Source organism: Acidimicrobiales bacterium, from assembly GCA_034521975.1.
Classification (GTDB): domain Bacteria; phylum Actinomycetota; class Acidimicrobiia; order Acidimicrobiales; family SKKL01; genus SKKL01.
This window is the reverse complement of the sequence record JAXHLR010000006.1, coordinates 184,290-207,783: the sequence shown is the minus strand read 5'-3', so window position 1 is coordinate 207,783 and position 23,494 is coordinate 184,290. Positions and strand designations below refer to the sequence as shown.

The 23,494-nt window shown below is 68.9% G+C and carries 28 protein-coding genes; 25 read left to right on the top strand and 3 right to left on the bottom strand.

Features of this window, described 5'->3' with window-relative positions:
* The first annotated feature begins 15 nt into the window (after positions 1 to 15).
* The 19 genes from U5K29_10375 to U5K29_10285 all read left to right on the top strand — a co-directional run bounded on the left by U5K29_10375 (position 16) and on the right by U5K29_10285 (position 15,199).
* Positions 16 to 555 carry a flagellar hook capping FlgD N-terminal domain-containing protein gene (locus U5K29_10375; GenBank protein ID MDZ7678944.1) on the top strand — a complete coding sequence of 180 codons (540 nt, stop codon included), beginning with the start codon at positions 16 to 18 and terminating at the stop codon, positions 553 to 555.
* Between the two features lie 50 nt (positions 556 to 605).
* Positions 606 to 1,856 carry a flagellar basal-body rod protein FlgF gene (flgF, locus tag U5K29_10370; GenBank protein MDZ7678943.1) on the top strand — a complete coding sequence of 417 codons (1,251 nt, stop codon included), beginning with the start codon at positions 606 to 608 and terminating at the stop codon, positions 1,854 to 1,856.
* A gap of 112 nt (positions 1,857 to 1,968) precedes the next feature.
* A complete protein-coding gene (locus tag U5K29_10365) occupies positions 1,969 to 2,241 on the top strand; it encodes a flagellar FlbD family protein (protein ID MDZ7678942.1) in 273 nt (90 codons plus the stop codon).
* A gap of 1 nt (position 2,242) precedes the next feature.
* A complete protein-coding gene (locus U5K29_10360; GenBank protein ID MDZ7678941.1) occupies positions 2,243 to 3,031 on the top strand; it encodes a flagellar motor protein in 789 nt (262 codons plus the stop codon).
* Complete coding sequence (locus U5K29_10355; protein ID MDZ7678940.1) at positions 3,024 to 3,872, top strand: flagellar motor protein MotB; 849 nt, start codon at positions 3,024 to 3,026, stop codon at positions 3,870 to 3,872. The genes U5K29_10360 and U5K29_10355 overlap by 8 nt, the downstream gene beginning before the upstream one ends.
* Positions 3,869 to 4,396 (top strand): flagellar basal body-associated FliL family protein, encoded by a 528-nt coding sequence (locus tag U5K29_10350; GenBank protein ID MDZ7678939.1) that lies wholly within the window; start codon positions 3,869 to 3,871, stop codon positions 4,394 to 4,396. Before U5K29_10355 ends, U5K29_10350 begins: the two co-directional genes overlap by 4 nt.
* A 67-nt stretch (positions 4,397 to 4,463) precedes the next feature.
* Positions 4,464 to 5,408: a flagellar motor switch protein FliM gene (gene fliM / locus U5K29_10345; GenBank protein MDZ7678938.1), complete on the top strand. Its 945-nt coding sequence runs from the start codon at positions 4,464 to 4,466 to the stop codon at positions 5,406 to 5,408.
* Positions 5,405 to 6,244, top strand: a complete 840-nt coding sequence (gene fliN, locus U5K29_10340; GenBank protein ID MDZ7678937.1) for a flagellar motor switch protein FliN — start codon at positions 5,405 to 5,407, stop codon at positions 6,242 to 6,244. The genes fliM and fliN overlap by 4 nt, the downstream gene beginning before the upstream one ends.
* A complete protein-coding gene (gene fliO / locus U5K29_10335; protein ID MDZ7678936.1) occupies positions 6,244 to 6,672 on the top strand; it encodes a flagellar biosynthetic protein FliO in 429 nt (142 codons plus the stop codon). Before fliN ends, fliO begins: the two co-directional genes overlap by 1 nt.
* A 28-nt stretch (positions 6,673 to 6,700) precedes the next feature.
* Complete coding sequence (gene fliP, locus U5K29_10330; protein ID MDZ7678935.1) at positions 6,701 to 7,603, top strand: flagellar type III secretion system pore protein FliP; 903 nt, start codon at positions 6,701 to 6,703, stop codon at positions 7,601 to 7,603.
* Positions 7,604 to 7,613: 10 nt separating this feature from the next.
* Positions 7,614 to 7,883 (top strand): flagellar biosynthetic protein FliQ, encoded by a 270-nt coding sequence (locus U5K29_10325; GenBank protein MDZ7678934.1) that lies wholly within the window; start codon positions 7,614 to 7,616, stop codon positions 7,881 to 7,883.
* 18 nt (positions 7,884 to 7,901) lie between these two features.
* Complete coding sequence (gene fliR / locus U5K29_10320; protein ID MDZ7678933.1) at positions 7,902 to 8,663, top strand: flagellar biosynthetic protein FliR; 762 nt, start codon at positions 7,902 to 7,904, stop codon at positions 8,661 to 8,663.
* A gap of 3 nt (positions 8,664 to 8,666) precedes the next feature.
* On the top strand, positions 8,667 to 9,845 hold the full coding sequence (locus U5K29_10315) for an EscU/YscU/HrcU family type III secretion system export apparatus switch protein (protein ID MDZ7678932.1): 1,179 nt from the start codon (positions 8,667 to 8,669) through the stop codon (positions 9,843 to 9,845).
* Between the two features lie 109 nt (positions 9,846 to 9,954).
* Positions 9,955 to 11,997: a flagellar biosynthesis protein FlhA gene (gene flhA / locus U5K29_10310; protein MDZ7678931.1), complete on the top strand. Its 2,043-nt coding sequence runs from the start codon at positions 9,955 to 9,957 to the stop codon at positions 11,995 to 11,997.
* The gene (locus U5K29_10305) at positions 11,975 to 13,075 is read left to right on the top strand and encodes a hypothetical protein (protein ID MDZ7678930.1); all 1,101 of its coding nucleotides are present in this window, start codon (positions 11,975 to 11,977) and stop codon (positions 13,073 to 13,075) included. The genes flhA and U5K29_10305 overlap by 23 nt, the downstream gene beginning before the upstream one ends.
* On the top strand, positions 13,068 to 13,433 hold the full coding sequence (locus tag U5K29_10300) for a hypothetical protein (GenBank protein MDZ7678929.1): 366 nt from the start codon (positions 13,068 to 13,070) through the stop codon (positions 13,431 to 13,433). Before U5K29_10305 ends, U5K29_10300 begins: the two co-directional genes overlap by 8 nt.
* On the top strand, positions 13,423 to 13,842 hold the full coding sequence (locus tag U5K29_10295; GenBank protein ID MDZ7678928.1) for a flagellar assembly protein FliW: 420 nt from the start codon (positions 13,423 to 13,425) through the stop codon (positions 13,840 to 13,842). Before U5K29_10300 ends, U5K29_10295 begins: the two co-directional genes overlap by 11 nt.
* A complete protein-coding gene (gene csrA, locus U5K29_10290; protein ID MDZ7678927.1) occupies positions 13,842 to 14,072 on the top strand; it encodes a carbon storage regulator CsrA in 231 nt (76 codons plus the stop codon). Before U5K29_10295 ends, csrA begins: the two co-directional genes overlap by 1 nt.
* A gap of 227 nt (positions 14,073 to 14,299) precedes the next feature.
* Entirely contained in the window at positions 14,300 to 15,199 is a 900-nt protein-coding gene (locus U5K29_10285) for a sigma-70 family RNA polymerase sigma factor (protein ID MDZ7678926.1), read from the top strand.
* A gap of 40 nt (positions 15,200 to 15,239) precedes the next feature.
* On the opposite strand, the gene U5K29_10280 is transcribed toward U5K29_10285, so the two are convergent.
* Entirely contained in the window at positions 15,240 to 16,601 is a 1,362-nt protein-coding gene (locus U5K29_10280) for an HDOD domain-containing protein (GenBank protein MDZ7678925.1), read from the bottom strand.
* 139 nt (positions 16,602 to 16,740) lie between these two features.
* Between U5K29_10280 and U5K29_10275 the strand changes: the two genes are divergently transcribed.
* Positions 16,741 to 18,255, top strand: coding sequence for an MFS transporter (locus U5K29_10275; protein MDZ7678924.1), 1,515 nt, complete (start codon positions 16,741 to 16,743; stop codon positions 18,253 to 18,255).
* Here the strand turns inward: U5K29_10275 and U5K29_10270 are convergent.
* Positions 18,242 to 18,652, bottom strand: coding sequence for an SCP2 sterol-binding domain-containing protein (locus U5K29_10270; GenBank protein MDZ7678923.1), 411 nt, complete (start codon positions 18,650 to 18,652; stop codon positions 18,242 to 18,244). The genes U5K29_10275 and U5K29_10270 overlap by 14 nt on opposite strands.
* Positions 18,653 to 18,715: 63 nt before the next feature.
* Between U5K29_10270 and U5K29_10265 the strand changes: the two genes are divergently transcribed.
* Both U5K29_10265 and U5K29_10260 read left to right on the top strand, forming a co-directional pair.
* Entirely contained in the window at positions 18,716 to 19,063 is a 348-nt protein-coding gene (locus U5K29_10265; protein ID MDZ7678922.1) for a 4Fe-4S binding protein, read from the top strand.
* 32 nt (positions 19,064 to 19,095) lie between these two features.
* Complete coding sequence (locus U5K29_10260) at positions 19,096 to 19,899, top strand: alpha/beta fold hydrolase (GenBank protein ID MDZ7678921.1); 804 nt, start codon at positions 19,096 to 19,098, stop codon at positions 19,897 to 19,899.
* 48 nt (positions 19,900 to 19,947) lie between these two features.
* Here U5K29_10260 and U5K29_10255 read toward each other — a convergent pair whose 3' ends face one another.
* Entirely contained in the window at positions 19,948 to 20,466 is a 519-nt protein-coding gene (locus U5K29_10255) for a MarR family transcriptional regulator (GenBank protein ID MDZ7678920.1), read from the bottom strand.
* 101 nt (positions 20,467 to 20,567) lie between these two features.
* On the opposite strand from U5K29_10255, the gene U5K29_10250 reads away from it, so the two are divergent.
* The 3 genes from U5K29_10250 to U5K29_10240 are packed head-to-tail and all read left to right on the top strand — an operon-like array spanning position 20,568 to position 23,439.
* A complete protein-coding gene (locus U5K29_10250) occupies positions 20,568 to 21,812 on the top strand; it encodes a CoA transferase (GenBank protein MDZ7678919.1) in 1,245 nt (414 codons plus the stop codon).
* On the top strand, positions 21,809 to 22,648 hold the full coding sequence (locus tag U5K29_10245) for a hypothetical protein (GenBank protein MDZ7678918.1): 840 nt from the start codon (positions 21,809 to 21,811) through the stop codon (positions 22,646 to 22,648). Before U5K29_10250 ends, U5K29_10245 begins: the two co-directional genes overlap by 4 nt.
* Positions 22,645 to 23,439, top strand: a complete 795-nt coding sequence (locus U5K29_10240; protein ID MDZ7678917.1) for a CoA ester lyase — start codon at positions 22,645 to 22,647, stop codon at positions 23,437 to 23,439. The genes U5K29_10245 and U5K29_10240 overlap by 4 nt, the downstream gene beginning before the upstream one ends.
* Positions 23,440 to 23,494 lie beyond the last annotated feature (55 nt).

The following is a 23,494-nucleotide window of genomic DNA, read 5'->3' as shown; positions in this document are numbered from 1 at the left end:
TCAGGAGTCCCACCGATGTCGTTCATCCCACCCGTCTCCCCCGCAACGCCTGACAACTGGGGCGCCCCTGGCCGTGAAGCCGACAAGTCGTCCACCGAGATGGACAAGGACACGTTCATGAAGCTCCTGGTCGCCCAGCTCAAGTACCAGGACCCGCTCTCGCCCTCGGACCCACAGGAGTTCCTCGCCCAGACCGCCCAGTTCACCTCGGTCGAGAAGCTCGAGCACATCGCCACCCAGGTGTCCGAACAGACCTGGGCGATGGCGCTCAGCACCGCCGGGGGTCTCGTGGGCCAGGAGATCACCTTCCTGCGAACCGACGGGACGACCGGCACCGGCGTGGCCGGATCGGCCACCACCGACCCCGAGGGCATCGTCCTCAACGTCGGTGACGAGCAGGTGCCGCTCGGCGCCATCTCCCACATCGCCCCGCCCGGGACCGAGGGAGACGAACCCGCTCCCGACCAGACCTCCGAGGAGCCTGAGACCAGCACCGAGACCACCACCGACACCACCGACACCACCACCGAGTCGGCCTCCGCCGACGAGGCCTGACCACCCCCCCCCAATCCGATTCCCACCTACCCACCCGCGAGGAGCACCCAATGATCCGTTCCATGTTCTCGGCCATCTCCGGCCTCAGGAACCACCAGACGATGATGGACGTCGTCGGCAACAACATCTCCAACGTCAACACCACCGGCTTCAAGTCGAGCACCACCGTCTTCCAGGACGTGCTCAGCCAGATGGTCCGGGGCGGCGGTGCCGCCCAGGAAGAGCTCGGCGGCACCAACCCCGCCCAGGTCGGTCTCGGCTCACGCATCGCCGCCATCACCACCAACTTCGGTCAGGGTGCGCTACAGCGCACCGGCCGGGCGACCGACCTCGCGGTGCAGGGCGACGGGTTCTTCGTGGTGGAGCAGGCCGGCCAGGAGCTCTACACGCGGGCGGGGTCGTTGTCGATCGACGCCCTCGGCCGCCTCGTCACCCAGGAGGGCGGCTTCGTCCAGGGATGGGGCGCCGACGCCGCCGGTGAGGTGAACACCAACGCCGGCGTCGGCCAGCTCGAGATCCCCGTCGGGGATCTCACCGCGCCGGTCACGACCGAGAGGGTGTCGCTCGGTGGCAACCTGCCGGGCGACGCCGACGACGGCACCACCATCGCCAACTCGGTCGAGATCTACGACGAGCAGGGCAACCCGTGGACCCTGTCGGTCCAGTTCGAGAAGACCGGCGACAACGCGTGGGACGTCGCGATCGACTACGTCGATCCCGACACCGGCGAGCTGACCGGCACCTACAGCGCGGTGGCGTCGCTGGCCTTCGGGCCCGACGGTGAGCTGACCACCGACTTCGAGGAGGACGTGACCGCAGGGCTCCCGGCGTCGTTCACCGGCGACTTCGAGCTGTCGTTCGGCCGGGAGGGCGGGCCCAACCGTCTCACCCAGTTCGGCGATCTCAGCACGGTCGCGATCCTCGATCAGAACGGGTCGGCCGCGGGCTCGCTGCAATCGTTCACCGTGTCCCAGGAGGGCCTCATCGTCGGTTCGTACTCCAACGGTGGCACCAAGGCGATCGGCCAGATCGCCCTCGCCTCGTTCGCCAACCCCGAGGGGCTCGAGAAGGTGGGCGGTTCCAACTACCGGGCCACCATGAACTCCGGCCTCGCCCAGATCGGGACCTCCGGGGCCGGTGGCCGGGGGCTGATGTCCACCGGCACGCTCGAGATGTCCAACGTCGACCTGGCCCAGGAGTTCACCAACCTCATCGTCGCCCAGCGCGGCTTCCAGGCGAACTCCCGTGTGGTCACGACCTCCGACGAACTGCTCCAAGAGGTCGTCAACCTCAAGCGATGACCTGACCGGCGCGGCGTCGGATGAATTCGCCCCCCAGTCCTCATGACCGGGGGGCGACTTCCGATGACCCCGGTGCCCAGAGACAACCAAGGGATCGAAAGAACGGATTCGGATGATCCTCCTGCGACGACTCAACGGAACTGAGTTCGGTATCAACGCTGATCTCATCGAACGGATCGAGATCACACCCGACACGGTGGTGAGCCTGGTCGACGGCACCAAGTACGTCGTCGCCGACACCGTCGACGAGGTGGTCGAGCGGATCATCGCCTTCCGTGCCCGGATCCTGGCTACCGCCGAAGCCGGCCACGAGGGCGCCGCCGCCGATGGCGTCGCTCCCGCGTCGCCGCTGCGACTGGTGGCCGAACACACCGAGGAGACCTGAGATGGAGCCGGCATCGCTCATCGGCCTCATCCTCGTCCTGCTCGGCGTCTTCATCGGTTCGCTGCTCAAGGGCGTGTCCCCCGACGCCTTCTTCGGCGTCCCCGCAGCGCTGCTCATCGTCATCGTCGGGTCGCTCGGCGCGGCGATGATGTCCAACTCGATCGGCGACGTGAAGAACGTGGGGCGGGCGCTGCTCAAGGCGTTCAAGCCCGGCGACACCGGCGACCCCAGCACCTCGATCGACACCATCGTGTCCTTCGCCGAGCGCGCTCGGCGCGAAGGCCTGCTCGCCCTCGAGGACGAGGTGGAAGAGATCGACGATCCCTTCATGCGCCGAGGCCTGCAGTTCGCCATCGACGGCGGTGACCCCGAGATGGTGCGCGACGTGATGGAGACCGAGGTCAACGCCATGCGCGAGCGGCACAAGGTGAACGCCCAGTTCATGACCACCGTCGGGATCTTCTCGCCGACCTTCGGGATCATCGGCGCCGTCATCGGCCTCATCGCGACCTTGAGCCACCTCGACGACCCGTCCCAGCTCGGCAAGGGCATCGCTGCGGCCTTCATCGCCACCTTCTGGGGCGTGTTCGCGGCCAACGGGATCTTCCTGCCGATCGGCAACAAGCTCAAGCGCCTCTCCGCCGAGGAGCTGGCCCACAAGCACCTCATCATCGAGGGGGTGCTGTCGATCCAGGCGGGCTCGAACCCCCGCATGCTCGACGACATCTTGACGTCCTACCTGCCGCCCAAGGCCCGGTCGGCCCGCATGGAGGAGCGCAGAAGTGCGTAAGAGCAAGGGCCACGTCGAACACGAGGAGGAGCACGAGAACCACGAGGCGTGGGTCATCCCCTATGCGGACATGATCACGCTGCTCATGGGGCTGTTCATCGTGATGTGGTCGATCGGCACCGCCGACCTGGCCAAGCTCGAGGACATCCGCTCGGGGTTCGCCTCGTCGTTGGGCATGGGCGTCAGCGCCGCGGGACCGGGGGCGGGAGGCCCTGGCGTCCTCGACGGGGTCGAACGGCCCTCGCTCGAGATCGAGCGGCTCCTGGCCGAGACCCAGATCATGACCCCGGACCGTTTCGGTGACGCCGTCGACGCGCTCGAGCGCGAGGAGCAACAGGCCGAGGCACGTGCTGTCGAGTCGGCCCAGCTCGCCGAGGTGGAGCGAGCCATCACCGAGCACGCTCGAGCAACTGGGGTGGCAGACGTGATCGACTTCCGCCACGAGGAGCGCGGTCTGGTCGTGTCGATCGTGAGCGACCAGGTGCTGTTCGATGCGGGATCCGCATCGTTGCGATCCGATGGGCGTGAGGTGCTCGATGGGCTGGCCGAGGCTCTGGTCGAGCTGCCCAACCACGTGGCCATCGAGGGCCACACCGACAGCGTTCCCATCGCCAACGCCCGGTTCCCCTCGAACTGGGAGCTGTCGACCGCAAGGGCCACCTCGGTGCTGCAGTACTTCCTCGAGGCCTACGCCTTCCCGCCTGATCGCCTGACCGCCAGTGGCTATGCCGAGCAACGACCGCTCGGCGACAACGACACGGCGGCAGGTCGAAGCAAGAACCGCAGAGTTGACATCGCCGTGTTGTCGATGGAGCCCCACGGAGGGGGCGATCAGCCATGACCATGACCGACGAACCCACCACCGAGCCATCAGCCGCCGCGGAGGACAAGAGGTCCAAGAAGGCGAAGAAGGGCCGGTCGAACCTGTTGCCGGCCCTGGTGCTGGCTGCGGGCATCGCTGCCGGCGGCTACTACGTCGGCGCTCCCGGGGCCGACGCCGGGGCCGAGACCGACGCTGCAACCGAGGACGCGGCCGCCGAGGAGGTCGAACCCGGTGTGGTCGTCGAGCTCGAGCCGATGACGCTCAACCTCGACGGAGGCCGGTTCCTCCGAGTCGGGGTGGCCGTGCTCACCACCAGCGAGTTCGAGTCGTTCGCGGACGATGAGGGCACCATGCGGCTCACTCCCGACCACGGCAGCCAGCTGCGCGACCAGCTCATCGCCATGTTCGCGGGACGACAGATCTCGGAGTTGACCGGTTCGGACAACCTCGATGACACCAAGGCGGAGCTGCTCGATCGAGCGAACGAGGTCCTCGACGACCAGGCGCTCGAGGTCTATCTGACCGAGTTCGTCACCCAGTAGCGCCCGAACTTTTCGAAATGGGCCGGTCGGCCCTCATCAGCTTCCCACGCTCGCCGATCACCGATCCGTGTCCACCACGGTCCCCCGACAAGATGGCGTCGACAGCGATCGCCAGGTGCGAGCGTTCGATTTCCGGCGACCCAACAAGCTGAGCCGCGAGCACGTCCGCAGCCTGCAGATCGTGCACGAGACCTTCGCCCGCCAGCTCACCACCCTGTTCTCGAGCAGCCTGCGCGTCGTCTCCGACGTGTCGGTGCTGTCGATCGAGCAGCTGAGCTACGACGAGTACATCCGCGACACCCCGAACCCCGCGCACTTGTCGATCCTGTCGATCGATCCGCTGCCGGGTGTCGCCATCTTCCAGTTGCCGCTGTCCACCGGCATGACCATCGTCGACCTGATGCTCGGCGGTCACGGCTCGGGTGCCGGGCCCGATCGGCCCTTGAGCGACATCGAGCGGGGCCTGGTCGGAACCATCACCGACCGGGCGCTCGAGGAGCTGGCCTACTCGTTCGAGTCGGTCACCAGGATCAGCCCCGCGGTGATCCAGCACGAGTCGAACCCGCAGTTCGCCCAGATCGTGGCGCCGTCGGACATGACCGTTGTCGTGATGTTCGAGATCAAGCTGGGCGCCGAGGAGAACGTGGCGTCGCTCTGCTATCCGTACTCCGCTCTCCAGCCGATCCTCGACACGATCGCTCAGGCCGCAACCCACGCCCAGGCGGGGCGGGGCGACCTCGAGACCATGCGCCAGCGCCTGTCGGACCGCCTGCTCGACGTTCCCGTCGACCTGGTGGTCGAGTTCGACCAGGCACGCCTGTCCTCCGGCCAGATCCTCGCGCTCGAGGTCGGGGATGTGATCGCGCTCGACCACGGTGTCGACGAACCGCTGTCGGCCTTGGTCGACGGGGTCCCGACCTTCGAGGTGCGTCCCGCCAAGGCAGGGAAGCGCCTTGCCGCCCAGATCATCGGCCCAGATCCCACCACCCACGTCCCAGGAGGTCCTCGATGACCCCGGCCACCACCACATCCCTTGCCGAGGCGCTGCCCGTCCTCACCGAACGGGTCGTCGCCGCGGCGGCCAGGTTCCCGGCCGACGGGCTGGTCGCCGGCCCGGCCGACACCCAGGAGGTGCTCGACGAGCTGCTGCCCGCCGAGGACGCCTTCGTGCTGGTGGTTCCCGCCGGGCCCGCTCCGAGTCAACGCCTCGTGCTCGTGGTGCGTCCCAGCCTGTTGAAGGCGCTGGGACTGAGCGATGCCGACGGGCTCGCCGACGCCCTGTCGCCGGTCATCGCCGAACTGGCCGGGCCCCACGAGGTGCACGAGGACCAGGTTCGCCTCGGGATCGGGTCCATCGGGCTCGCCGACGTCCCCGCATCCGGTGGTGGCTCCGGGGAGACGCTGGTCGCCTCGGGTCTGTTCCTCGGAACCGATCATGTGGCCACCGTCGGAATCGGCATCCCCGGCGACGGCGATGATCCCGGCGACGTAGAGGCCGGCGACGCACCCCCGACCGGCGGGATGGACCTCCCCGAGGTCGAATCCCCCCGACCGGGCACCGCCGGCGCGGGTGACGTCGTGCCGGGAGCGACCGAGGGGGTTCGGTCCTTGAGCCTGCTGCGAAACGTCGAGATGGACGTGACCGCCGAGCTCGGCCGGTCGAGGATGACCGTCGCCGACCTCCTGTCGCTCACCCCCGGCTCGGTCGTCGAGCTCGACAAGGTGGCCGGGAGCCCCATCGACCTGTTGGTCAACGGCACCCTGATCGCACGGGGCGAGGTCGTGGTGATCGACGAGGAGTTCGGCGTCCGAATCTCTGAGATCGTGGATCGGGCCGAGGACCACTGATGGCCCCCGAGATCAACGCGGTCGAGGTGCTGATCCGCCTGGCGGCCTCGCTGGGCATGGTGGTGGCGATCATCCTCGTCGCCGCCAAGGTGTTGCGCCGTCGCGGTGGTCTTCGTTTGGGCCGTTCGGCCGGTGGGCCGCGCGTGGACGTGCTCGACCGCACCTCGCTGTCGCGCAGCGCGTCGGTGGCGGTGGTGCGCGTCGGAGGACGGGGCCTGGTCGTCGGGGTCACCGACCAGTCGGTGACCCTGCTCACCGAGGCCCCCGAGCTGGTCGACCGCTATGAATCCCAGTACGAGGAGGCCGAACGGACTGCGCCTCCTGTGGAGCACGAGGTTTCACGGTGGCCGGAGGTCACCGGTGCTCCCGAGCCGGCACGGATGAACTTCTTCGAGGCGCTACGGGAGTCGACCGTCCGACGGTCGTGATCGCAGCCGCCCATGAGGTGGTACCCAGATGTCCGTTCCTCCACCGACACGGTGGAAGCGACCCCCGCCGACCTCGCCGTCGGTGCGTGGGATCGTGGGTCGACTGGCCGCGGCAGCGGCGCTGCTCGGCATCTTCGTGCTGCTCGTCACCGGGCCGGCAGCGGCCCAGGTCGCTCCCGAGCCCGAGGTGCCCACGCCTGCGGCACCCGGTGCCCCGACGCCGGGACAGCCCGGACAGGCCGACCCGCTCGATGAGCCGGAGGGGCCCAACGCCTCGCTCTCGATCGACCTGAGCCAGGGGGAGGCGCCCAGCCAGAGCGTGGTCATCATCTTGGCCCTGTCGGTGCTGTCGGTCGCCCCGTCGTTGCTCATCATGCTCACCAGCTTCGCCCGCATGGTGATCGTGCTGTCGCTCACCCGCAACGCCCTGGGGCTGCAGACGGTGCCTCCGAACCAGGTCGTGATCGGCCTAGCGCTGTTCCTCTCGTTCTTCGTCATGGCTCCGACGCTGAGCGCCATGAACGAGGAGGGCCTCCAGCCCTTGCTGGCGGGAGAGATCAGCCAGGGCGAAGCCTACGACGCCGCCTCGGCGCCGCTGAAGGACTGGCTGCTCATCAACACCCGTGAGGGCGAGCTGCAGATGATCGTGGAGGCGTCGGGTCAGGACGCGCCCGAGGAGGTCGAGGACCTTCCGATCACGACGGTGGCACCGGCGTTCATCCTCTCCGAGCTCAAGAGTGCCTTCATCATCGGCTTCGTGATCTTCGTGCCGTTCCTGATCATCGACCTGGTCGTCTCCGCGGTGCTGATGTCGCTCGGCATGATGATGCTCCCACCGGTGTTCGTGTCGCTGCCGTTCAAGCTCCTGTTGTTCGTGATGGTCGACGGATGGTCGCTCATCGCCCGCACCCTGCTGGAGAGCTACCGATGAGGGAGCTGTCATGACCGATTCGATGGTGGTGCAGATCGGCCTCCAGGCCATGCTGCTGGCCGCCAAGCTGGCCGGCCCCATCCTGTTGACCACCCTCGGTCTCGGCCTGGGCGTCGGCCTGGTGCAGTCGGTCACCCAGATCCAGGAGCCCACGCTCACCTTCGTGCCCAAGTTCATCGGCACCGCGGTGGTGCTGCTCGTCGGTGGCGCCTGGATGCTGGCCGAGGCCGTGGCCTTCACCGAGTCGTTGTTCGAGCTCGTCCCCACCCTCCTCAGCTGAGCCGGACGACGCGCCCCGATGGTCCTCGACATCGACCCCACGCTTCTCGCCGGGTTCCTCTTCGCCCTGGTGCGTACCGGAGCGTGGATCGCGGTGGCGCCGCCGTTCAACTCCAACGCCGTACCCATCCGGGTGAAGCTGGCCATCTCGGTGTCGCTGGCGATGCTGCTGGCGCCCACCTTCGATGCCGACCCCGGCGTGCTCGAGACGACGACCTTCGTGACCATGCTCGCCTACCAGGCGCTGGTCGGTGTGGCGTTGGGCTTCGTCGTGCAGCTGTTCTTCGCCGCGGTCCAGGCTGCCGGTCAGATGATCGACATGGCAGGCGCCTTTGCCAGCGCGTCGCTGTACGACCCGTTCTCCAACGCGTCGTCCACCCCGATGGGTCGGCTGTTCCAGCTCGTGGCCATCACGATCCTGTTCGCCATCGACGGCCATCTCATGCTGGTCCGGGGCCTGATGGCCAGCTTCGAGGCGGCGCCGCTCAGCGGGCTCCAGCTCGACGGCTACGCCGAGTTCCTCGTCGGCGACGTCACGACCTTCTTCGTGGCCGCGGCCCAGATCGCGTTCCCGATGCTGGCCGCGCTGTTCCTGGCCGAGGTGGCGTTGGGGCTGCTGAGCAGGGCAGCTCCCCAGATCAACATCCTGGTCATCGGCTTCAACGTCAAGATCCTGGTGCTGATCTTCCTCGGTGGGCTCACCCTGGCGGTGCTCCCCGCGGCCGTGGCGCGGATCGTGGAGCAGTCGGTCATGGCTCCCAACGCCTGGTTCGGGGGGTGAGCGGTGGCCGAGGACAAGAGTCAGAAGACCGAGAAGGCCACCCCGCGCAAGCGTCGGGAGTCGCGCAAGGAAGGCCAGATCGCCAAGTCGCAGGATCTCTACGGGTGGGTCGCGGTGCTCGGCGGTTCGTTCGTGATCCCGCTGCTCATCTCGGGCGTCGGGGGCCGGCTCACCGACCTGTTCACCAGGCTCCCCGATGTGATCGCGCGGCCCGAGGTCGCTTCCATGCACCAGGTGACGTCATCGCTGGCGGTGTCGGTGTTCGGCCTGCTCTCGGTCTTTCTGGTGGGGGCGATGCTGCTGTCGATCGGGGTGACCCTGGCCCAGGTCGGCTTCGTGCTCTCGGGCAAGCCGCTCAAGCCCCAGCCGAAGCGGATCGATCCCATTCAGGGGTTCAAGCGGCTGTTCTCGGTCCGCACCGCGTGGCAGGCAGCCACCGGTGTGGCCAAGATGTCGGTCGTCGGGCTGGTCTCCATCCCGCTGCTGTACGGCGTGGCGAGGGACCTCAGCGGCGACATGCAGTTCGAGCTTCGTTCGGCCATCGCCTATGTGGCCGGCAGCACCCTTGCCATCGTCAGGATCACCGCGGTGGTCGGTCTGGTGATCGCCCTCGCCGACTACGCGTTCCAGCGCTGGCGCACCGACAAGGACATGATGATGTCCAAACACGACGTCAAGCAGGAGACCAAGAACACCGAGGGCGATCCACAGGTGAAGGCCCGCCAGCGGGCGATCCGCATGAGCGCCTCCCGCAACCGGATGATCGCCACCGTCGGCGATGCCGACGTGGTGGTCACCAACCCGACTCACGTCGCGGTGGCGCTGCGGTACCGCCCCGAGACCGGTGCCCCCCGGGTGGTGGCACGGGGAGCCGACGCCGTCGCCTCGAGGATCCGACACGAGGCCAGGATGGCGTCGGTGCCGATCGTCGAGTCCAGGCCGCTCGCCCGTGCGCTCTATGCATCCTGTCGGGTCGACGAGGAGATCCCCCGCACTCTGTTCGAGGGTGTCGCCACCGTCCTCGCCTTCGTCCACCGTCTGCGTCTGCATCCCTCGATCAGCGGCGAGCACCTGCTCGAGGTGCCGGTGACCTGGGACCCCGCGCTCTCGGATCTGGCCGCCGCGAACCGCACCCGACGACGGTTGCGGGACCAGGGCGCCGCCGAAGAGCACGCGTCCTAGCCTCATCTCGGCCAGGTTGCTGCCGAACACCAGCGAGACCAACAGCGAGTTCTCCCGCCAGGACGGCGGAGACCCACCGGCACGGACGCCCGGCAACCGACAGAGAGCTGTGAGCGACCGACGCATCGGAAGGACCCTCTTCCCAGCTGCCGTCATCTTCGTGGTGGCGATGATGGTGATCCCGCTGCCCACGTGGCTGCTGGATCTGTTGCTGACCATCAACATCGCCGCTGCGGTCCTGTTGCTGCTCGCCAGCCTCAACGTCAGCCGGGTGCTCGACCTGGCGGTGTTCCCGTCGCTGCTGCTGGTCGCCACCTTGTTCCGGTTGGGCCTCAACGTCAGCTCGACCCGCCTCATCCTCAGTCGGGGCGAAGCGGGCGAGGTCATCGACGCCTTCGGCAACTTCGTGATCGCCGGTTCGATCGTGGTCGGGCTCGTCGTCTTCCTGATCCTGGTGATCATTCAGTTCGTCGTGATCACCAACGGGGCCACCCGGGTGGCCGAGGTGGGGGCGCGGTTCACCCTCGACGCCATGCCCGGCAAGCAGATGGCCATCGATGCCGACCTCAACGCCGGGGTGATCGACGACAACGAGGCGCGGGTTCGCCGGGCCGAGATCGGCGCCGAGGCCGACTTCTACGGGGCGATGGACGGTGCGTCCAAGTTCGTCAAGGGCGATGCCATCGCCGCCATCATCATCACCGTCGTCAACCTCATCGGCGGTCTCGTCATCGGGGTCGCGCAGTTGGGCCTGCCCGTCGGTGACGCCGTCTCGCGCTACAGCCTCCTCACCGTGGGCGACGGGCTCGTCTCCCAGATCCCCGCCCTGTTGGTGTCGATCTCGGCCGGCCTGGTCGTCACCAGAGCCGCCGGCGAGTCCGACCTCGGCACCGACGTGTTCCGCCAGTTCGCCGCCCAGCACCATGCGCTCAAGACCGGCGGCATCGCCTTGATCGGCATCGGATTCGTGCCCGGTCTCCCGGTGCTTCCCTTCCTCGTCGTCGGATCGACCCTGCTCGTGGTCGGTCGGCGGCTCGGCAAGGAGGCCGCCGAGCTCGATGCCGAGCCCGAGCGCATGCCTCCGCCTCCCGATCCCGACGACCCGGTTGAGCTCGCCCGTTCCATGAAGGTCGAGCCGGTGAGCCTGGAGCTGGCGGTCGACCTGGTCGATCTCGTCGATCCCACCGCCGGCGGCGACCTGCTCGACCGGGTCCGCGGGCTGCGGCGCAAGCTGGCGATGGAGATGGGCGTGATCATCCCGCCGGTCCGCACACGCGACAACCTCGATCTACCGCTCGGCACCTACGTGGTCCGTCTCCACGGCGTCGAGGTCGGTCGGGGGTCGGCTCCACCCGGCCAGGTGCTGGTCATCGCTGACGACCTCGCCGCGCTCCCCGGGGCCGAGACCCGCGAAGCGGTCTTCGGACTGCCCGCGAAGTGGATCCCCACCGGTCACCGGGCCCACGCCGAAGCGGTCGGCGGCACGGTGGTGGACCGGGCCTCGGTCATCACCACTCACCTGGCCGAGATCTGTCGGCGCCACGCCCCCGACCTGCTGGGTCGCCAGGACGTCAAGGGCCTCGTCGACCTGGTGAAGCGTTCGGACCCGGCGATCGTCGAGGACCTGACCGCCGCCCAGGTCACCCCCGGGGAGATCCAGCTGGTGCTCCAGGGGCTGCTTGCCGAACAGGTGTCGATCCGCGATCTCGTCCGGATCCTCGATGCGGTTGGTCAGCGCGCCCGCCAGACCCGCGACACCGAACAGCTCATCGACGCCGCCCGGTCGGCGGTGGGCCCCGCGATCTCCATGGGCTACGCCCAGGACGGCAGCTTGCCGGTGCTGACCCTCGAACCGATGCTCGAGCGGGCGCTGGTGTCGTCGGTGCAGCCAGGTGAGGAAGGACGCGTCCTGGCCATCGAGGCCGACCACGCCGAAGCGTTCAGCCGGGCGGTCGCCGAACGCCTCATGGCAGCCGAGGCGACCGGACGATCGCCCGTGCTCGTCTGTGCGCCGATGCTGCGGTCCCCGCTGCGCCGGTTCCTCGTTCGCATCATTCCCCAGCTTCCGGTCCTCTCCTACGACGAGCTGGCCGAGCATCTGACCATCGAGACCCTCGGGACGGTGAGCCTTGAAGAACCTGCTCAAGTTTGACGGACCCCGGCTCGAGGATCTCCTCGAGCGGGTGCAACGCGAGCTCGGACCCGATGTGACGATCGTCGACGCCACTCGCAGCCGCCGCGGCGGATTCGCCGGCTTCTTCGCCCACGAGTGGTTCGAGGTGGTGGTGGAGCACGACGGTGCGACCCTTCGCGACCAGGTCGATGGGCCCGAGCAGCGCCGCCCCGCGGACGGTGCGGGAGCCGATGGGCACGACGATGATCCGTTCCTGGCCATGGCGCTGGCGGTCGACGACCGTCGCGAGACCGGCGGCTCTGTCGACGACGTCGGCTCACCGCAGGTCGCGGAGTTCGCCCTGGCACTCGCGTCTGCCCAGCGGGACGCCGCGGTGGGTTCGGACCATGCCCACCACCAGACCGCCGCTGCCTCGGTCGCTGCCCCGAGCGCCGCGGTATCGCCGATGACACGCCCACGGTCGTCGGGTCTGGCTGCGGTCCCGGCCCCACGCACCCGGCGCCTGCGCGACCTCGACCTGAGGTCGCTGCTCGCCCACCTCGACCAGCTCGTGCCCGGCGAGGCGCTTCCCGACACCGCGGCACCGGTAATCGCCGTGGTCGGGGACCTGGCATCGTCGCGGTTGGCGGCGGACGCGCTCACTGCCCAGCTGGGTCTCGATGTCTCCGACGTGGTGATCGCCCGGTCCGAACCGGTCGAGGGCACACCACCGTGGCTGGAGATCACGACGCCGGGCCAGGCGCGGGCCAGGGCCAGTCGCTGGCGGGGGAGCGGTCACGCGACGGTGTTGCTGGTTGAGCTCGCTCCCGGGCGCGAGGGCCATGCCTGGGCCGAGTCGATGCTCCAGGCGGTGCAGGCCGATCAGGTGCGGCTGGTGGCCAAGGCCTGGCAGCTCAGCGACCACCTGGCGGCCAAGGCCCTCGCGCTGGGTGGCGTGGACGGGCTCGACGTCGTCGAGGTCGATACCGCAGCCGAACCCGAGCTGTTCCTCGAGCTGGACCTGCCGGTGCTGGCCATCGACGGGCGACGGGCGACCAGCGAGCTGTGGGCCTCACTGCTGTACGAACGGAGGATCGATGAGCATCGCGATGAGTGATCATCAGCTGGCATCACGGGTGGCGAGGGAGCTGTCGAGCCCAGAGCCCGGCATGCACTTCGGGATCACCCTGGTGGTGGGCACCGTGGTGGCCGCTCCGGTCCTCGGCGCGGCGCTGTTCGGCCGCCAGTCGGTGCCCACCGCACTCGCGATCTACGCCGCCACCCTCGTGGTCGTGTGGGTGCTGGCCGGACTCCTGGGAGGGGCGTTGGCCCTCGCCGGCCGCGGTCGCTCCGTCGACGAGGCGGGAGCGATGCCCGAGGACCAGGCGCGGCCGGGGACGGCCGCCTCCTCACCCAGCCCCCAAGGGTCCCCACCCGCACACTCCGAATCGGTAGGCTCAGACGGTGCTCATTGAGTCCGAACGTCTGGGCGCGGTCGAGGTCGACGACACCAAGGTCCTGACCTTTCCCGACGGTCTGCTCGGCTTCCCCGACGCGCGTCGCTTCGCCCTCCTCGACGCCGGCGACGACGGCACCTACTTCTGGTTGCAGGCCCTCGACGATCCGCAACTCGCCTTCCTGGCGGCGGTGCCGTGGGCGTTCTTCCCCGACTACGAACCCGAGCTGTCCATGCCCGATCAAGAGACGCTCGGACTCACCGACCCTGCCGATGCACTCGTGTTGTGCCTGCTCACCTTCAGCGACGAAGCCGTCACCGCCAACCTTCTCGGTCCCTTGATCGTCAACGCCACCACGCGCGAGGGACGCCAGATCGTCCTCGGCGACTCGGACTACTCCGCCCGCATGCCGCTGGCGGCGGCCTGATGCTGGTCCTGTCACGCCGATCCAACGAATCGATCGTCATCGGCGGTGAGGTGGTGGTCACCGTCCTCGAGATCCGGGGCGACCAGGTCCGCCTCGGGATCGATGCACCCCGAAGCGTCACGGTGCACCGCGAGGAGGTCCACGCCGAGATCCAGCGCGCCAACCAGTCGGCGGCGACGGTGCGCTCCGACGATCTCGGCCGTCTGCCCCGCGCTCCTCGACCGTCCTGACCGCGCGGACGCCGCGTCCCCGCGAGCGACCCTCCCGGCATCGCGTTCTTACGCTGTACAGGTCGTTCGACCCACCCCGCTCCGAGCTTGCGGACCAAGATGGGTCGAACGGCATGGGGCCAGCGGATCATTTCGAGCTCGAGCCGTGAAAAGCCCTCCAGTTCTGGCGTTGTTCGCTCGATGCCCTGTGCGTGGAACATCGGGACTCGCAGGGGAGCAACACCAGGATGAACGCCGAACAGCAAGCACTGGTCGACTCTCACCTTCCGCTGGTCGAGCACCTCGTGCTGCGAGCGAGCGCAGGCTTTCCTCGCCACGTCGACCGTGGCGAGCTCATCGCCGCCGGCACCCTCGGATTGGTCGAGGCGGCACTGCGCTTCGACGCCGATCGGGGCGTGCCCTTCGGTCGCTACGCCGCCCGTCGGATCCGGGGCGCGGTGCTCGACGCCGTTCGCAGCGCCGACTGGGCGCCGCGCTCCACCCGCCAGATGGCACGTCAGGCCGATGCTGCCACCCAGGCCTTCGCCAGCCGAACCGGCCGCACCCCATCGGACACCGAGTTGTCCGGCGAGCTGGGTGTCGCCGAATCGGAGATCCAGGAGCTGCGTGGACGGGTGCATCGCGGTGTCGTTCAGTCGCTCGAGCTGCGACCGACCGACGATGAGGGCACCAGCCCGCTGGAGCGACTGGTCGATCGGAGCGCCTCCAGCCCCGATGAGGTCCTCGAGCAGGAAGAGCTCAAGGGCTATCTCCGTGCGGCGCTGAAGCACCTGCCCGAGCGGCACCGCATCGTGGTGGTCGGTCACTACATCGAGCAGCGATCCTTCGAGGAGCTGGCAGAGTTCCTGGGCGTGACCCCGTCCCGGGTGTCGCAGCTGCGCGCCGATGCGGTCGAGATGATCCGCGATGCCATCGACGCCCAGTACGAACCCGGGACCGAGACCAAGCCGGTCGGTCGCGTCGCGATCCGCAAGGCCCGCTTCGCCGCCGAGGTCGCCGCTCACGCCGACTGGCGGACCCGGCTCGACGCGTCGAACCGGTCGGTGGAGTCGATGCGCAACCTTGGCATCGACGGGGTGGTCGACGATCGCGAGAGCGTGACCAGCTCGGCGGCTGCCGGCGCCTGAGGCCGGCCATCGCTCTTCGGCCCCTCCCGGGGCCGCGCGTTCAGCGATGGGCCAGCCGGGGAGGGCCGTCGAGTCCGAGCACGATGTCGTTCATCCAGGCCAGGGCCTGGCGGTAGCCGAGCACGGTCGCCGACGGGTCGGCGCCGAGCAGGTTGAGCCGCGCCAGGTCCCCGCGCTCGTAGGCGATGACGATCTCGAGCACGGATCCGAGCGCCCCTGCCCGGTGCCGCAGGGCGTCGGCGATGCGGTCGGCGATGGGGATCCGCAACAGGATCTGATCCATGGACAGTCCGAGCAGCGTGTCGAGGGTGGAGAACAGCCCGGTGGTGAAGGCGGCGTGGGTCAGCTCGGGATGCTGTCGGCGCACCAACTCCTCGCAGTGTCGGGCCCGGATGAGGCTGAGCTGCACGATCTCGGGCGGGTGGTCGGTCACCTCCGACAGGGCGAGCAGTGCGGCGGCGGCCCGCACGGTGTCGATCCCCAGGTAGACGATGGCGTCACGGGTGCGCTCGACCCGCCGTTCGAGCGCGAGGTAGCTCGAGTTCGCCATCCGCAACAGCTTGTAGGACATGCCCAGGTCGGTGCTCACGAGGTCGTCGATGTCGTCGAAGTCGACCTCGGGGCGTTCCAGCGCAGCCAGCAGCTGCAACACGGTGAAGCGCTGCAGCGGGACCGTCGGTTCGTCGATCTGCTCGGCGGGGCGCAACACATCGCCTCGCATCCACGTCGCGCCGAGTTGGCGGCACCGTTCTACCGCTCCGGTGTCGGGGAGGTGGGTGACCAGCACCTGGGCACGAGGGGTGTGGTTCAGCACCTCGGCCACGGCGTCGTCGGCTCCGGCGTCGCGGTGATCTACCCGGATTCCGGCACAGGACCGGACCGCCTCGGCCCGATCACTGCACCGGTCCAGCGACCCGATGACCGCTCGGTAGCCGTCGGCTCGGACCTGACGCAGCACCTCCACTCCGCGCTCGTCGATCTCACCGCCGACCTCGAGCACCATCCGATGGGGAGGAAGGGCTAGGTGCGCCCCGTCGGCGAGCACGTCGACGGGGACCTCGACGAAGCCGAGCTTGCCCCCGATGAGGCTGTCGAGGCCCACCTCCAGCAACGCCCGTGTGAGCAGCTGACGCGAGCGCCGCGCGTCGTGGGAGGGGCGGCGCTCATCGGGTGCGGAGCCGGGCTCGAACTCGTCGATGAGCAGCTGGAACCCCGCCACTCCCAGACGGCGGTCGAACACCGGAGCGCGGCCCACGTAGATGACCGAGCCGGACGGACCTTCGCTGAGGATGGGTCGCGGAGGTTCGGAGTCGATCCCCCATGGCGCCGGGGGCGGGGCGGCCTCGACAGATCGTTGGGGCCAACCTCTCCGGGCGCGTCGACGGAGCTTGCGCTCGAGCATGGGGGAGTGGTCGGACGCCGCGTCGGTGCGACGAGGACTCGGGGGTGGAAATCCCGGTCAGCGGACGTCCTCGGTGAGGTGACCGAAGTCTCTGGCTACCCGAAGGGGGCGACGGTGAGCATGAGTAGTCTCGGCCGTCGTGGACACTGAGGGACGGTCCGGCCCCACCGACCTCACCACCGAAGCCCCGGGGATCACGCCGATCAGTGTGGTCCCGTGGCCGCTCATGTGGCGAGAGCGGGTGCAGCGGCGGCTCGGCGACAGCGCCCGCTATCCCTGGATCGTGCTGGCGACCGCCTTGTTCGGGCTCTTCACCGTCGGGTTCACGATCACGATCCTCGCGGTGGCGATACCCCGCATGGCCCGCGATCTCGATGCCACCGAAGCCACCCTCACCTGGGTCATCACCGGTCCCATGCTCGCCTTCGCCATCATCGGGCCGACCGCGGGCAAGCTGGGCGACACCTACGGCCACCGCCGGATCTACCTGATCGGGTTGAGCGGAGCCGCGGTCTTTGCCGCCGCCACCGCCGTGAGCTGGAGCGCCGGGTCGCTCATCGCCTTCCGGGTGTTGGGCGCCACCCTGGGAGCGGCCTGCGGTCCGGCATCGATGGCGATGATCAACCGCCTGTTCAGCCGCGAGGCTCGGGTGCAGGCGATGGGATACTGGTCGCTGGTCATGGCCGGCGGACCGGTGCTCGGCGTCGTCGCCGGCGGTCCGATCGTCGAGGCCTTCGGCTGGCGGTGGATCTTCCTCGGTCAGGTGCCCTTCGTGCTCGCCGGCCTGTTGATCGCGTTCGCGCTGTTGCCCGAGAGCGAGCGCACCGAACGCCAGCCCTTCGACGTGGTCGGATCGGTGCTGTTGGGTGGCACTGCCGCGTTCGCGGTCCTCGCCCTCAACCGGGGGCCGCTGCTGGGCTGGGACCATCCGGTCGTCATCGCCGGGTTCGCCTGGCTGCCGGTGGGGATCGTGCTCTTCCTGTGGCGTCAGAAGGTGTTCGCGTACCCGCTCGTCCCGCTCGAGTACCTGCGCCGCCGCAACTTCGCGATGCCGATCGGGGCCTTGATGCTCACCAACTTCGCCTACATGGGCGGGTTCATCATGACCCCACTGCTGCTCCAGGACGTCCTCGGCTACGGCGAGACCCGCACCGGGTTGCTGTCCATCGCCCGGCCACTGCTGTTCGCCATCGCCGGTCCCATCGCCGGCTACCTGGCCGTGCGGGTCGGCGAGCGCAACTCGGGCACGTTCGGCGCGCTGTGCGTGGTGGCGTCCATGGTCGGCCTCGCCCAGGTCGCTCCCGGCACGCCCGACCCCTTCATCGTGCTGGTGCTCGGACTCTCGGGTGTCGGGATGGGGGCGGCGTCGCCGGCGATGGCCGCATCGATCGCCAATGCCGTCGACGAGCGAGATCTCGGCATCGCCGGTGCCGCCCAGCAGATGATGACCCAGATCTCGGTGGTGGCGGGGATCCAGATCCTGCAGACCGTCCAGGCCAGCAGGGTGTCCGACGAGGGGCTGGTGGGGTCGTACTCCCAGGCCTACCTCGTCGGCGCCGGGGTCGCGGTGGCGGGCATGATGTGTGCCCTGTCGGTTCGATCCACCAAGGACCAGCCCCCCGACCTCCAGATGGCGGGTCTCAGGTCTCGGTGAGCTCGCTGAGGCGGGCGGCGATCTCCTCGGCGACGGGGTCGAAGGGTTGGCCCTGCAGCGCCATCAGCTTGGCGAAGTCGCCCTCGACGACGAGGCGACCGGTCATGAACGCTTCCATGGCAGCGCCCTGGTCCCGGGTGACGAAGAGGCGTCGTGCGGTGGCGTAGTCGACCCGGATGTGGAGCTCGGGGTCCTCGATCGAACCCAGGTCGAGCATCAGGGTGCCCTGACTGGTGTCGAGGTAGGCCGCGATCGACTGGTCGGCGAAGGGGGCATCGGTGACGGTGACGTTGGCCCGAATCGCGACGGGGGCGGGCGGAAGCCGGTCGTGGTATTCGTCACGGATCTGGCGCGCCGCCTCGATCCACTCCGAACTGAGGAACAGATGCCGGTTCACGGCGTGAACGCTACAAGACGCCGCCGCGACACCGGTAGGGTGGAGTGAGAGGGAGGTACCGACATGGGGGACATCGGCAACGACGCCAGCGCGACCGCCACCGAGGCCACACCCGCGTCGCGCCCCGGGCGCCTCGAGACCCGCGCCCGCAACCCCAAGTGGAAGAACGTCCCGCTGTGGATCGACATGTCGATCTGCATCAACTGTGACACCTGCATCCGCCACTGCCCGCCCCAGTTCGGGGCGATCTTCAACCACGGCATCGACGTCGTCATCATCCCCGAGCTGTGCTCGGGGTGCGGCAAGTGCGTCGAGCCGTGCCCGGTCGACTGCATCTACGAGGATCCGAACTGGTCACCTGCGCCCGACGACTGGTGGGACGAGCCCGCGACCGACGATCCGTACCGCTGAGCCACCCGGTCGCACACCCTCCGAGGAGCACCATGCCCGAACCCACCCCCGACACCGCCATTCGTCGCGAAGGCGAGGCCCGGGCCGAAGTGCTCCCCGGTGCCGAGCCACTGTCGGCCGAGGGCGGCCCCATCGGGGTGCTGGTTCTTCACGGGATCACCGGCACGCCCCAGTCGATGCGTGGCCTGGCCGAGGCGTTCGTCGACGCCGGGTTCAGCGTGGAGATGCCCTTGCTCCCCGGGCACGGCACCTCACTCGACGAGATGCTCGACACCGCCTGGGACGACTGGTCCTCCGCGGCGGAAGCCGCCTATGTCGACCTGGCCGGTCGATGCGAACGGGTGGTCGTCGCCGGGCTGTCCATGGGCGGCACCCTCACCCTGTGGCTGGCGTCCCGACACCACGACATCGCCGGCATCGTGTTGATCAACCCCGCATGCCCGCCCCCTGGGTCTTCGGCCGAGACCCTCGCCGGGCTCGAGGCCTTCGCCGATGCCGGGGTGGAGGCGTTCGACGCGATCGGCAACGACATCGCCGACCCCGACCAGACCGAGCTCGCCTACGAGCAGACCCCGGTCAAGCCGCTCATCAGCCTGCTCACCGAGGGCGAGGAGCTCGCCGGTCGACTCGGGTCCATCGAGTGCCCGGTGCTGCTGCTCACCAGCCCCCAGGACCACGTCGTCGCCCCCGAGCACAGCGAGCACATCGCCGCGTCGGTCGGCGGGCCGGTCGAACGTGTCGCTCTCGAACGCAGCTACCACGTCGCCACCCTCGACCACGACCGCGAGCTCATCAACGAGCGTGCCGTCGAGTTCGCCCGGCGAGTCGGCTCCTAGCGTCGCCGGTCAGGGCAGACCCGGCCCGAAGGGGGCGCGCCTTGCGAGTCAGGCTTCCATCGATCGGACGGTCCGGAGCAGTTCGATCAGTGTCTCGAGGTCTGGGTCGGGCAGGTCGACGCCGAAGCCGATCTCGCCGAGCAGTGATGAGGCGCGCTGGCCGAGTCGACGCCCGGCCGGAGTGATCTCGGCCAAGGTGCCGCGGCGGTCTTGCGGATTGGGCTTGCGGCACACCAAGTCCTGGGCCTCGAGCTTGTCGACCAGCTTGGTGGCGCCGGTGGGGTGGACCAGGAGCCGCTCGCCGACCTTGGTGATGGGCAGGGAGCCGGAGCGAGAGAACGAGAGCAGCATGAGCACCTCGTAGCGGGCGAAGGTCAGCCCCAGGGGCCGAAGCGTGCGTTCGATCCGGGTGCTCACGACCTGGTGGGCGTGGATGAGCGAGACCGCGGCGTGCATCGAACGCGGTCGGTCCAGATCATGAGCGAGGAACTGCCGATTGGCCTCGGCAAGGGGATCGAAGGTCGCGTCCCGGTCGTGTCCGACAGTGCGACGGTAGGCCCTCCCCATGGTGGGCACGACGCTACACCCTCCTGGACCTCGACATGTATGTGAGCGCTCATCTACAGTCCGGGCATGCACATCCAGCCGAGAGACATCGGAGTGAACCGTTGACCGCAGGTGCCTGGCAACCGCTCGAAGGCCTCCGGGTGATCGAGGTCTCGACCTATGTCGCCGGGCCGTCAGGTGCCATGGCGCTCGCCCAGCTCGGTGCCGAGGTGGTGCGGGTGGACCCGGTCGGAGGAGCGACCGACGTGGGCCGGCTTCCCCTCGCTCCGAGCGGTGTGAGCATCTACTGGGCAGGGCTCAACCGAGCCAAGCGCTCGATCGAGATCGACCTGCGCTCCGATGAGGGGCGCGAGCTTGTGACCGACCTCCTGCGCGCACAGGCGCCCGCTGGTGGGATCCTGCTCACCAACGCGGTTGGACAGGAGTGGCTCGGCTACGAGGCGCTTCGGGCCGAGCGTGAGGACCTCATCCATGTCCAGATCGAGGGGCTCAGCAGCGGCGGACCAGCGGTCGACTACACCATCAACTCGGGTGTGGGGCTCCCCCTCATCACCGGACCCGAGACGCTCAATCAACCGGTCAACCACGTTCTGCCTGCCTGGGACCTCCTCACCGGTGTCCACGCGGCGATGGCGGTGCTCGCGGCAGAGCGTCATCGCACGATCACCGGCGAGGGGCAGTCGATCACCGTCGCCTTGGCCGATGTGGCGGTGGCGACGATGGCTCACCTGGGGTTCGTCGGTGACGTGGCGATCAACGGCAGGAGCCGCCTGCGTGAAGGCAACTACCTCTACGGCAGCTTCGGCTGCGACTTCGCCACGGCCGACGGCGAGCGGGTGATGGTGGTGGCGCTCACCCCACGTCAATGGAAGCACCTCCTGGAGGTCACTCGCCTCGAGCAGGTCGTCGCGGCGCTCGAGACGTCGCTCGAGGCCGATCTGAGTCGAGAGGAGGAGCGGTACCGCCACCGTGAGGTCCTTGCCGCGCTGCTTCGCCCCTGGTTCTCGAGTCGTCCCTATGACTTGGTGGCCAAGGAGTTGGACGCGAGCGGGGTCCTGTGGGGTTCGTACCGCACGGTCGAGCAACTGGTGATCGATGACGACTCTCTGCTCGCCCAGAGTCAGATCTTCGCGTCGGTCGACCAGCCCGGCATCGGAACATACCCGGCGCCCGGCTCGGTGCTGCGGTCGGCCGACAACCCACCCGAGGTCCGTCTGGCGCCCCTCCTCGGCGAGCACACCGATGAGGTGCTCACCGAGCTGCTGGGTCTCGGCCCCGAACGGCTCGAGCAGTTGCGTGCCTCCGGACTCATCGGTGGATCGGACCAGGCGACGAGATCGGGATGACGCGCGAACCCCTCACTGCCCACGACGAGGTCAACCCTCGATCGGTCCGGGCGTTGCACGACCTGATCGAGGCCGAGGGTCCACCACCGGGACCGGGCGATCCGCTCCCTCCGCTGTGGCACTGGCTCGCGTTCCTCCCGGAGTCGCGGCAGTCTGGGTTGCAGGAAGACGGACATGTCCCGATGCCCGCCGCGCCCACCGACGGTACCTATCGACGGATGTTCGCAGGCGGGCGGGTCGAGTTCCGCTCACCGCTCGCGGTCGGTTCGCCGTTGACTCGTACGACGACCTATTCCGACCCGGTCGAGAAGGAGGGGCGCAGCGGTCGGCTGATCTTTGTGACCGTCCGGCACGAGATCTCATCGGAGGGCCAGCTCGGCGTCGTCGAAGAGCAGGACCTCGTCTACCGTCCGGCCTCGACCAGCTCGAGTCCTTCGCGGCCGCAGGCTGATGCGTCGGGCACCGACGATCGCGAGCCCATTGCGTCGGCCGACCTCGAACGAACGGTCGTTCCAGATTCCCGGATGCTCTTCCGGTTCTCCGCGCTCACCTACAACGCCCACCGGATTCACTACGACCTCGCCTACGCAACCGGCGTCGAGGGCTACCCAGGTCTGGTCGTGCATGGGCCGCTGCAAGCGGTTCTCCTCCTCGATCTGCTCGGTTCCGAGCGGGACCACCTGGCTGGGTTCCGCTTCCGTGGTCAAGCGCCTGCATTCGCCGGCGCCCCCCTCCGGCTCCGCGGCGATCGGAACGAAGCAGAGTCCGTCGAGCTGGTCGCGGTCGACCCGCGGGGGACGACGACCATGAGCGCCACCGCGGCCGTCGAGCGATGACGCCCAGGACCTATCTCTTCGTTCCTGCCACACGGGTCGACCGTGTGCCGAAGGCATTCGACTCGGGCGCCGACGCGGTCATCGTCGACCTCGAGGACGCCGTGGCCCCGTCGGCGAAGGATGCCGCCCGCCGGTCGCTCGTGGACGACCTCGCCGATCAGCCGGTCCATGTCCGGCTCAACGCCGACGAGCACCTCGAGGCCGATCTGGCCGTCCTCGCCGAACTGCCACAGCTCCGCGGAGTGATGGTCCCGAAGGTGGAGTCGGCAGCCGTGGTCGACAGGGTCCGCGTCGCACTCCCGCAGATCGAGGTGCTGATCGCGCTGGTCGAAACCCCCCGGGGCATCCTTCGTTGCGACTCGTTGGCAACCCTCGAAGCGGTCGACCTGCTGGCGTTCGGAGCGGTCGACTACTCGGCTGCACTTGGGGTCGACCCGTCGGAGCCGCTGCTCCTGGTGCCACGCTCCCGGCTCGCACTCGCGGCGGCGGCTGCCGGCAAGCCGCCGCCCATCGACGGCCCCTTTCTCGCCATGGACGACGATGCAGGTCTCGAAGCCGACTGCAGGTCCGCCGCGGCGCTCGGGATGGGGGCCAAGCTCTGCATCCACCCGCGCCAGGTTGCTGTCGCCGCTTCGGTGTTCGGGTCACCCGCCGAGCTGGGTTGGGCCGAGGCCGTGCTGGCCGAAGCCGGTCGCCGTCCCGGTGAGGGGGCGTTCCGGTTCGAGGGTGCCCTGGTAGACGCACCCGTGCTGGCCCGCGCCCAGCGCATCGTCGACCGCCACTCCACCTGACCGTCGACTGGAGGGAGGGGCGCCGGTCGCGGTGTCAGCGAGGGGTGCCACGGCC

Excerpts from the sequence above, each read along its gene's own strand:
- U5K29_10365 (MDZ7678942.1), top strand. The coding sequence starts at position 1,969 with ATGATCCTCCTGCGACGACTCAACGGAACTGAGTTCGGTATCAACGCT.
- U5K29_10260 (MDZ7678921.1), top strand. The coding sequence starts at position 19,096 with ATGCCCGAACCCACCCCCGACACCGCCATTCGTCGCGAAGGCGAGGCC.
- fliR (MDZ7678933.1), top strand. The coding sequence starts at position 7,902 with ATGGTCCTCGACATCGACCCCACGCTTCTCGCCGGGTTCCTCTTCGCC.
- fliN (MDZ7678937.1), top strand. The coding sequence starts at position 5,405 with ATGACCCCGGCCACCACCACATCCCTTGCCGAGGCGCTGCCCGTCCTC.
- csrA (MDZ7678927.1), top strand. The coding sequence starts at position 13,842 with ATGCTGGTCCTGTCACGCCGATCCAACGAATCGATCGTCATCGGCGGT.
- U5K29_10265 (MDZ7678922.1), top strand. The coding sequence starts at position 18,716 with ATGGGGGACATCGGCAACGACGCCAGCGCGACCGCCACCGAGGCCACA.
- U5K29_10240 (MDZ7678917.1), top strand. The coding sequence starts at position 22,645 with ATGACGCCCAGGACCTATCTCTTCGTTCCTGCCACACGGGTCGACCGT.
- fliP (MDZ7678935.1), top strand. The coding sequence starts at position 6,701 with ATGTCCGTTCCTCCACCGACACGGTGGAAGCGACCCCCGCCGACCTCG.
- flgF (MDZ7678943.1), top strand. The coding sequence starts at position 606 with ATGATCCGTTCCATGTTCTCGGCCATCTCCGGCCTCAGGAACCACCAG.
- U5K29_10360 (MDZ7678941.1), top strand. The coding sequence starts at position 2,243 with ATGGAGCCGGCATCGCTCATCGGCCTCATCCTCGTCCTGCTCGGCGTC.
- U5K29_10280 (MDZ7678925.1), bottom strand. The coding sequence starts at position 16,601 with ATGCTCGAGCGCAAGCTCCGTCGACGCGCCCGGAGAGGTTGGCCCCAA.
- U5K29_10350 (MDZ7678939.1), top strand. The coding sequence starts at position 3,869 with ATGACCATGACCGACGAACCCACCACCGAGCCATCAGCCGCCGCGGAG.
- U5K29_10325 (MDZ7678934.1), top strand. The coding sequence starts at position 7,614 with ATGACCGATTCGATGGTGGTGCAGATCGGCCTCCAGGCCATGCTGCTG.
- U5K29_10300 (MDZ7678929.1), top strand. The coding sequence starts at position 13,068 with ATGAGTGATCATCAGCTGGCATCACGGGTGGCGAGGGAGCTGTCGAGC.
- fliO (MDZ7678936.1), top strand. The coding sequence starts at position 6,244 with ATGGCCCCCGAGATCAACGCGGTCGAGGTGCTGATCCGCCTGGCGGCC.
- U5K29_10285 (MDZ7678926.1), top strand. The coding sequence starts at position 14,300 with ATGAACGCCGAACAGCAAGCACTGGTCGACTCTCACCTTCCGCTGGTC.
- U5K29_10245 (MDZ7678918.1), top strand. The coding sequence starts at position 21,809 with ATGACGCGCGAACCCCTCACTGCCCACGACGAGGTCAACCCTCGATCG.
- U5K29_10255 (MDZ7678920.1), bottom strand. The coding sequence starts at position 20,466 with ATGGGGAGGGCCTACCGTCGCACTGTCGGACACGACCGGGACGCGACC.
- U5K29_10375 (MDZ7678944.1), top strand. The coding sequence starts at position 16 with ATGTCGTTCATCCCACCCGTCTCCCCCGCAACGCCTGACAACTGGGGC.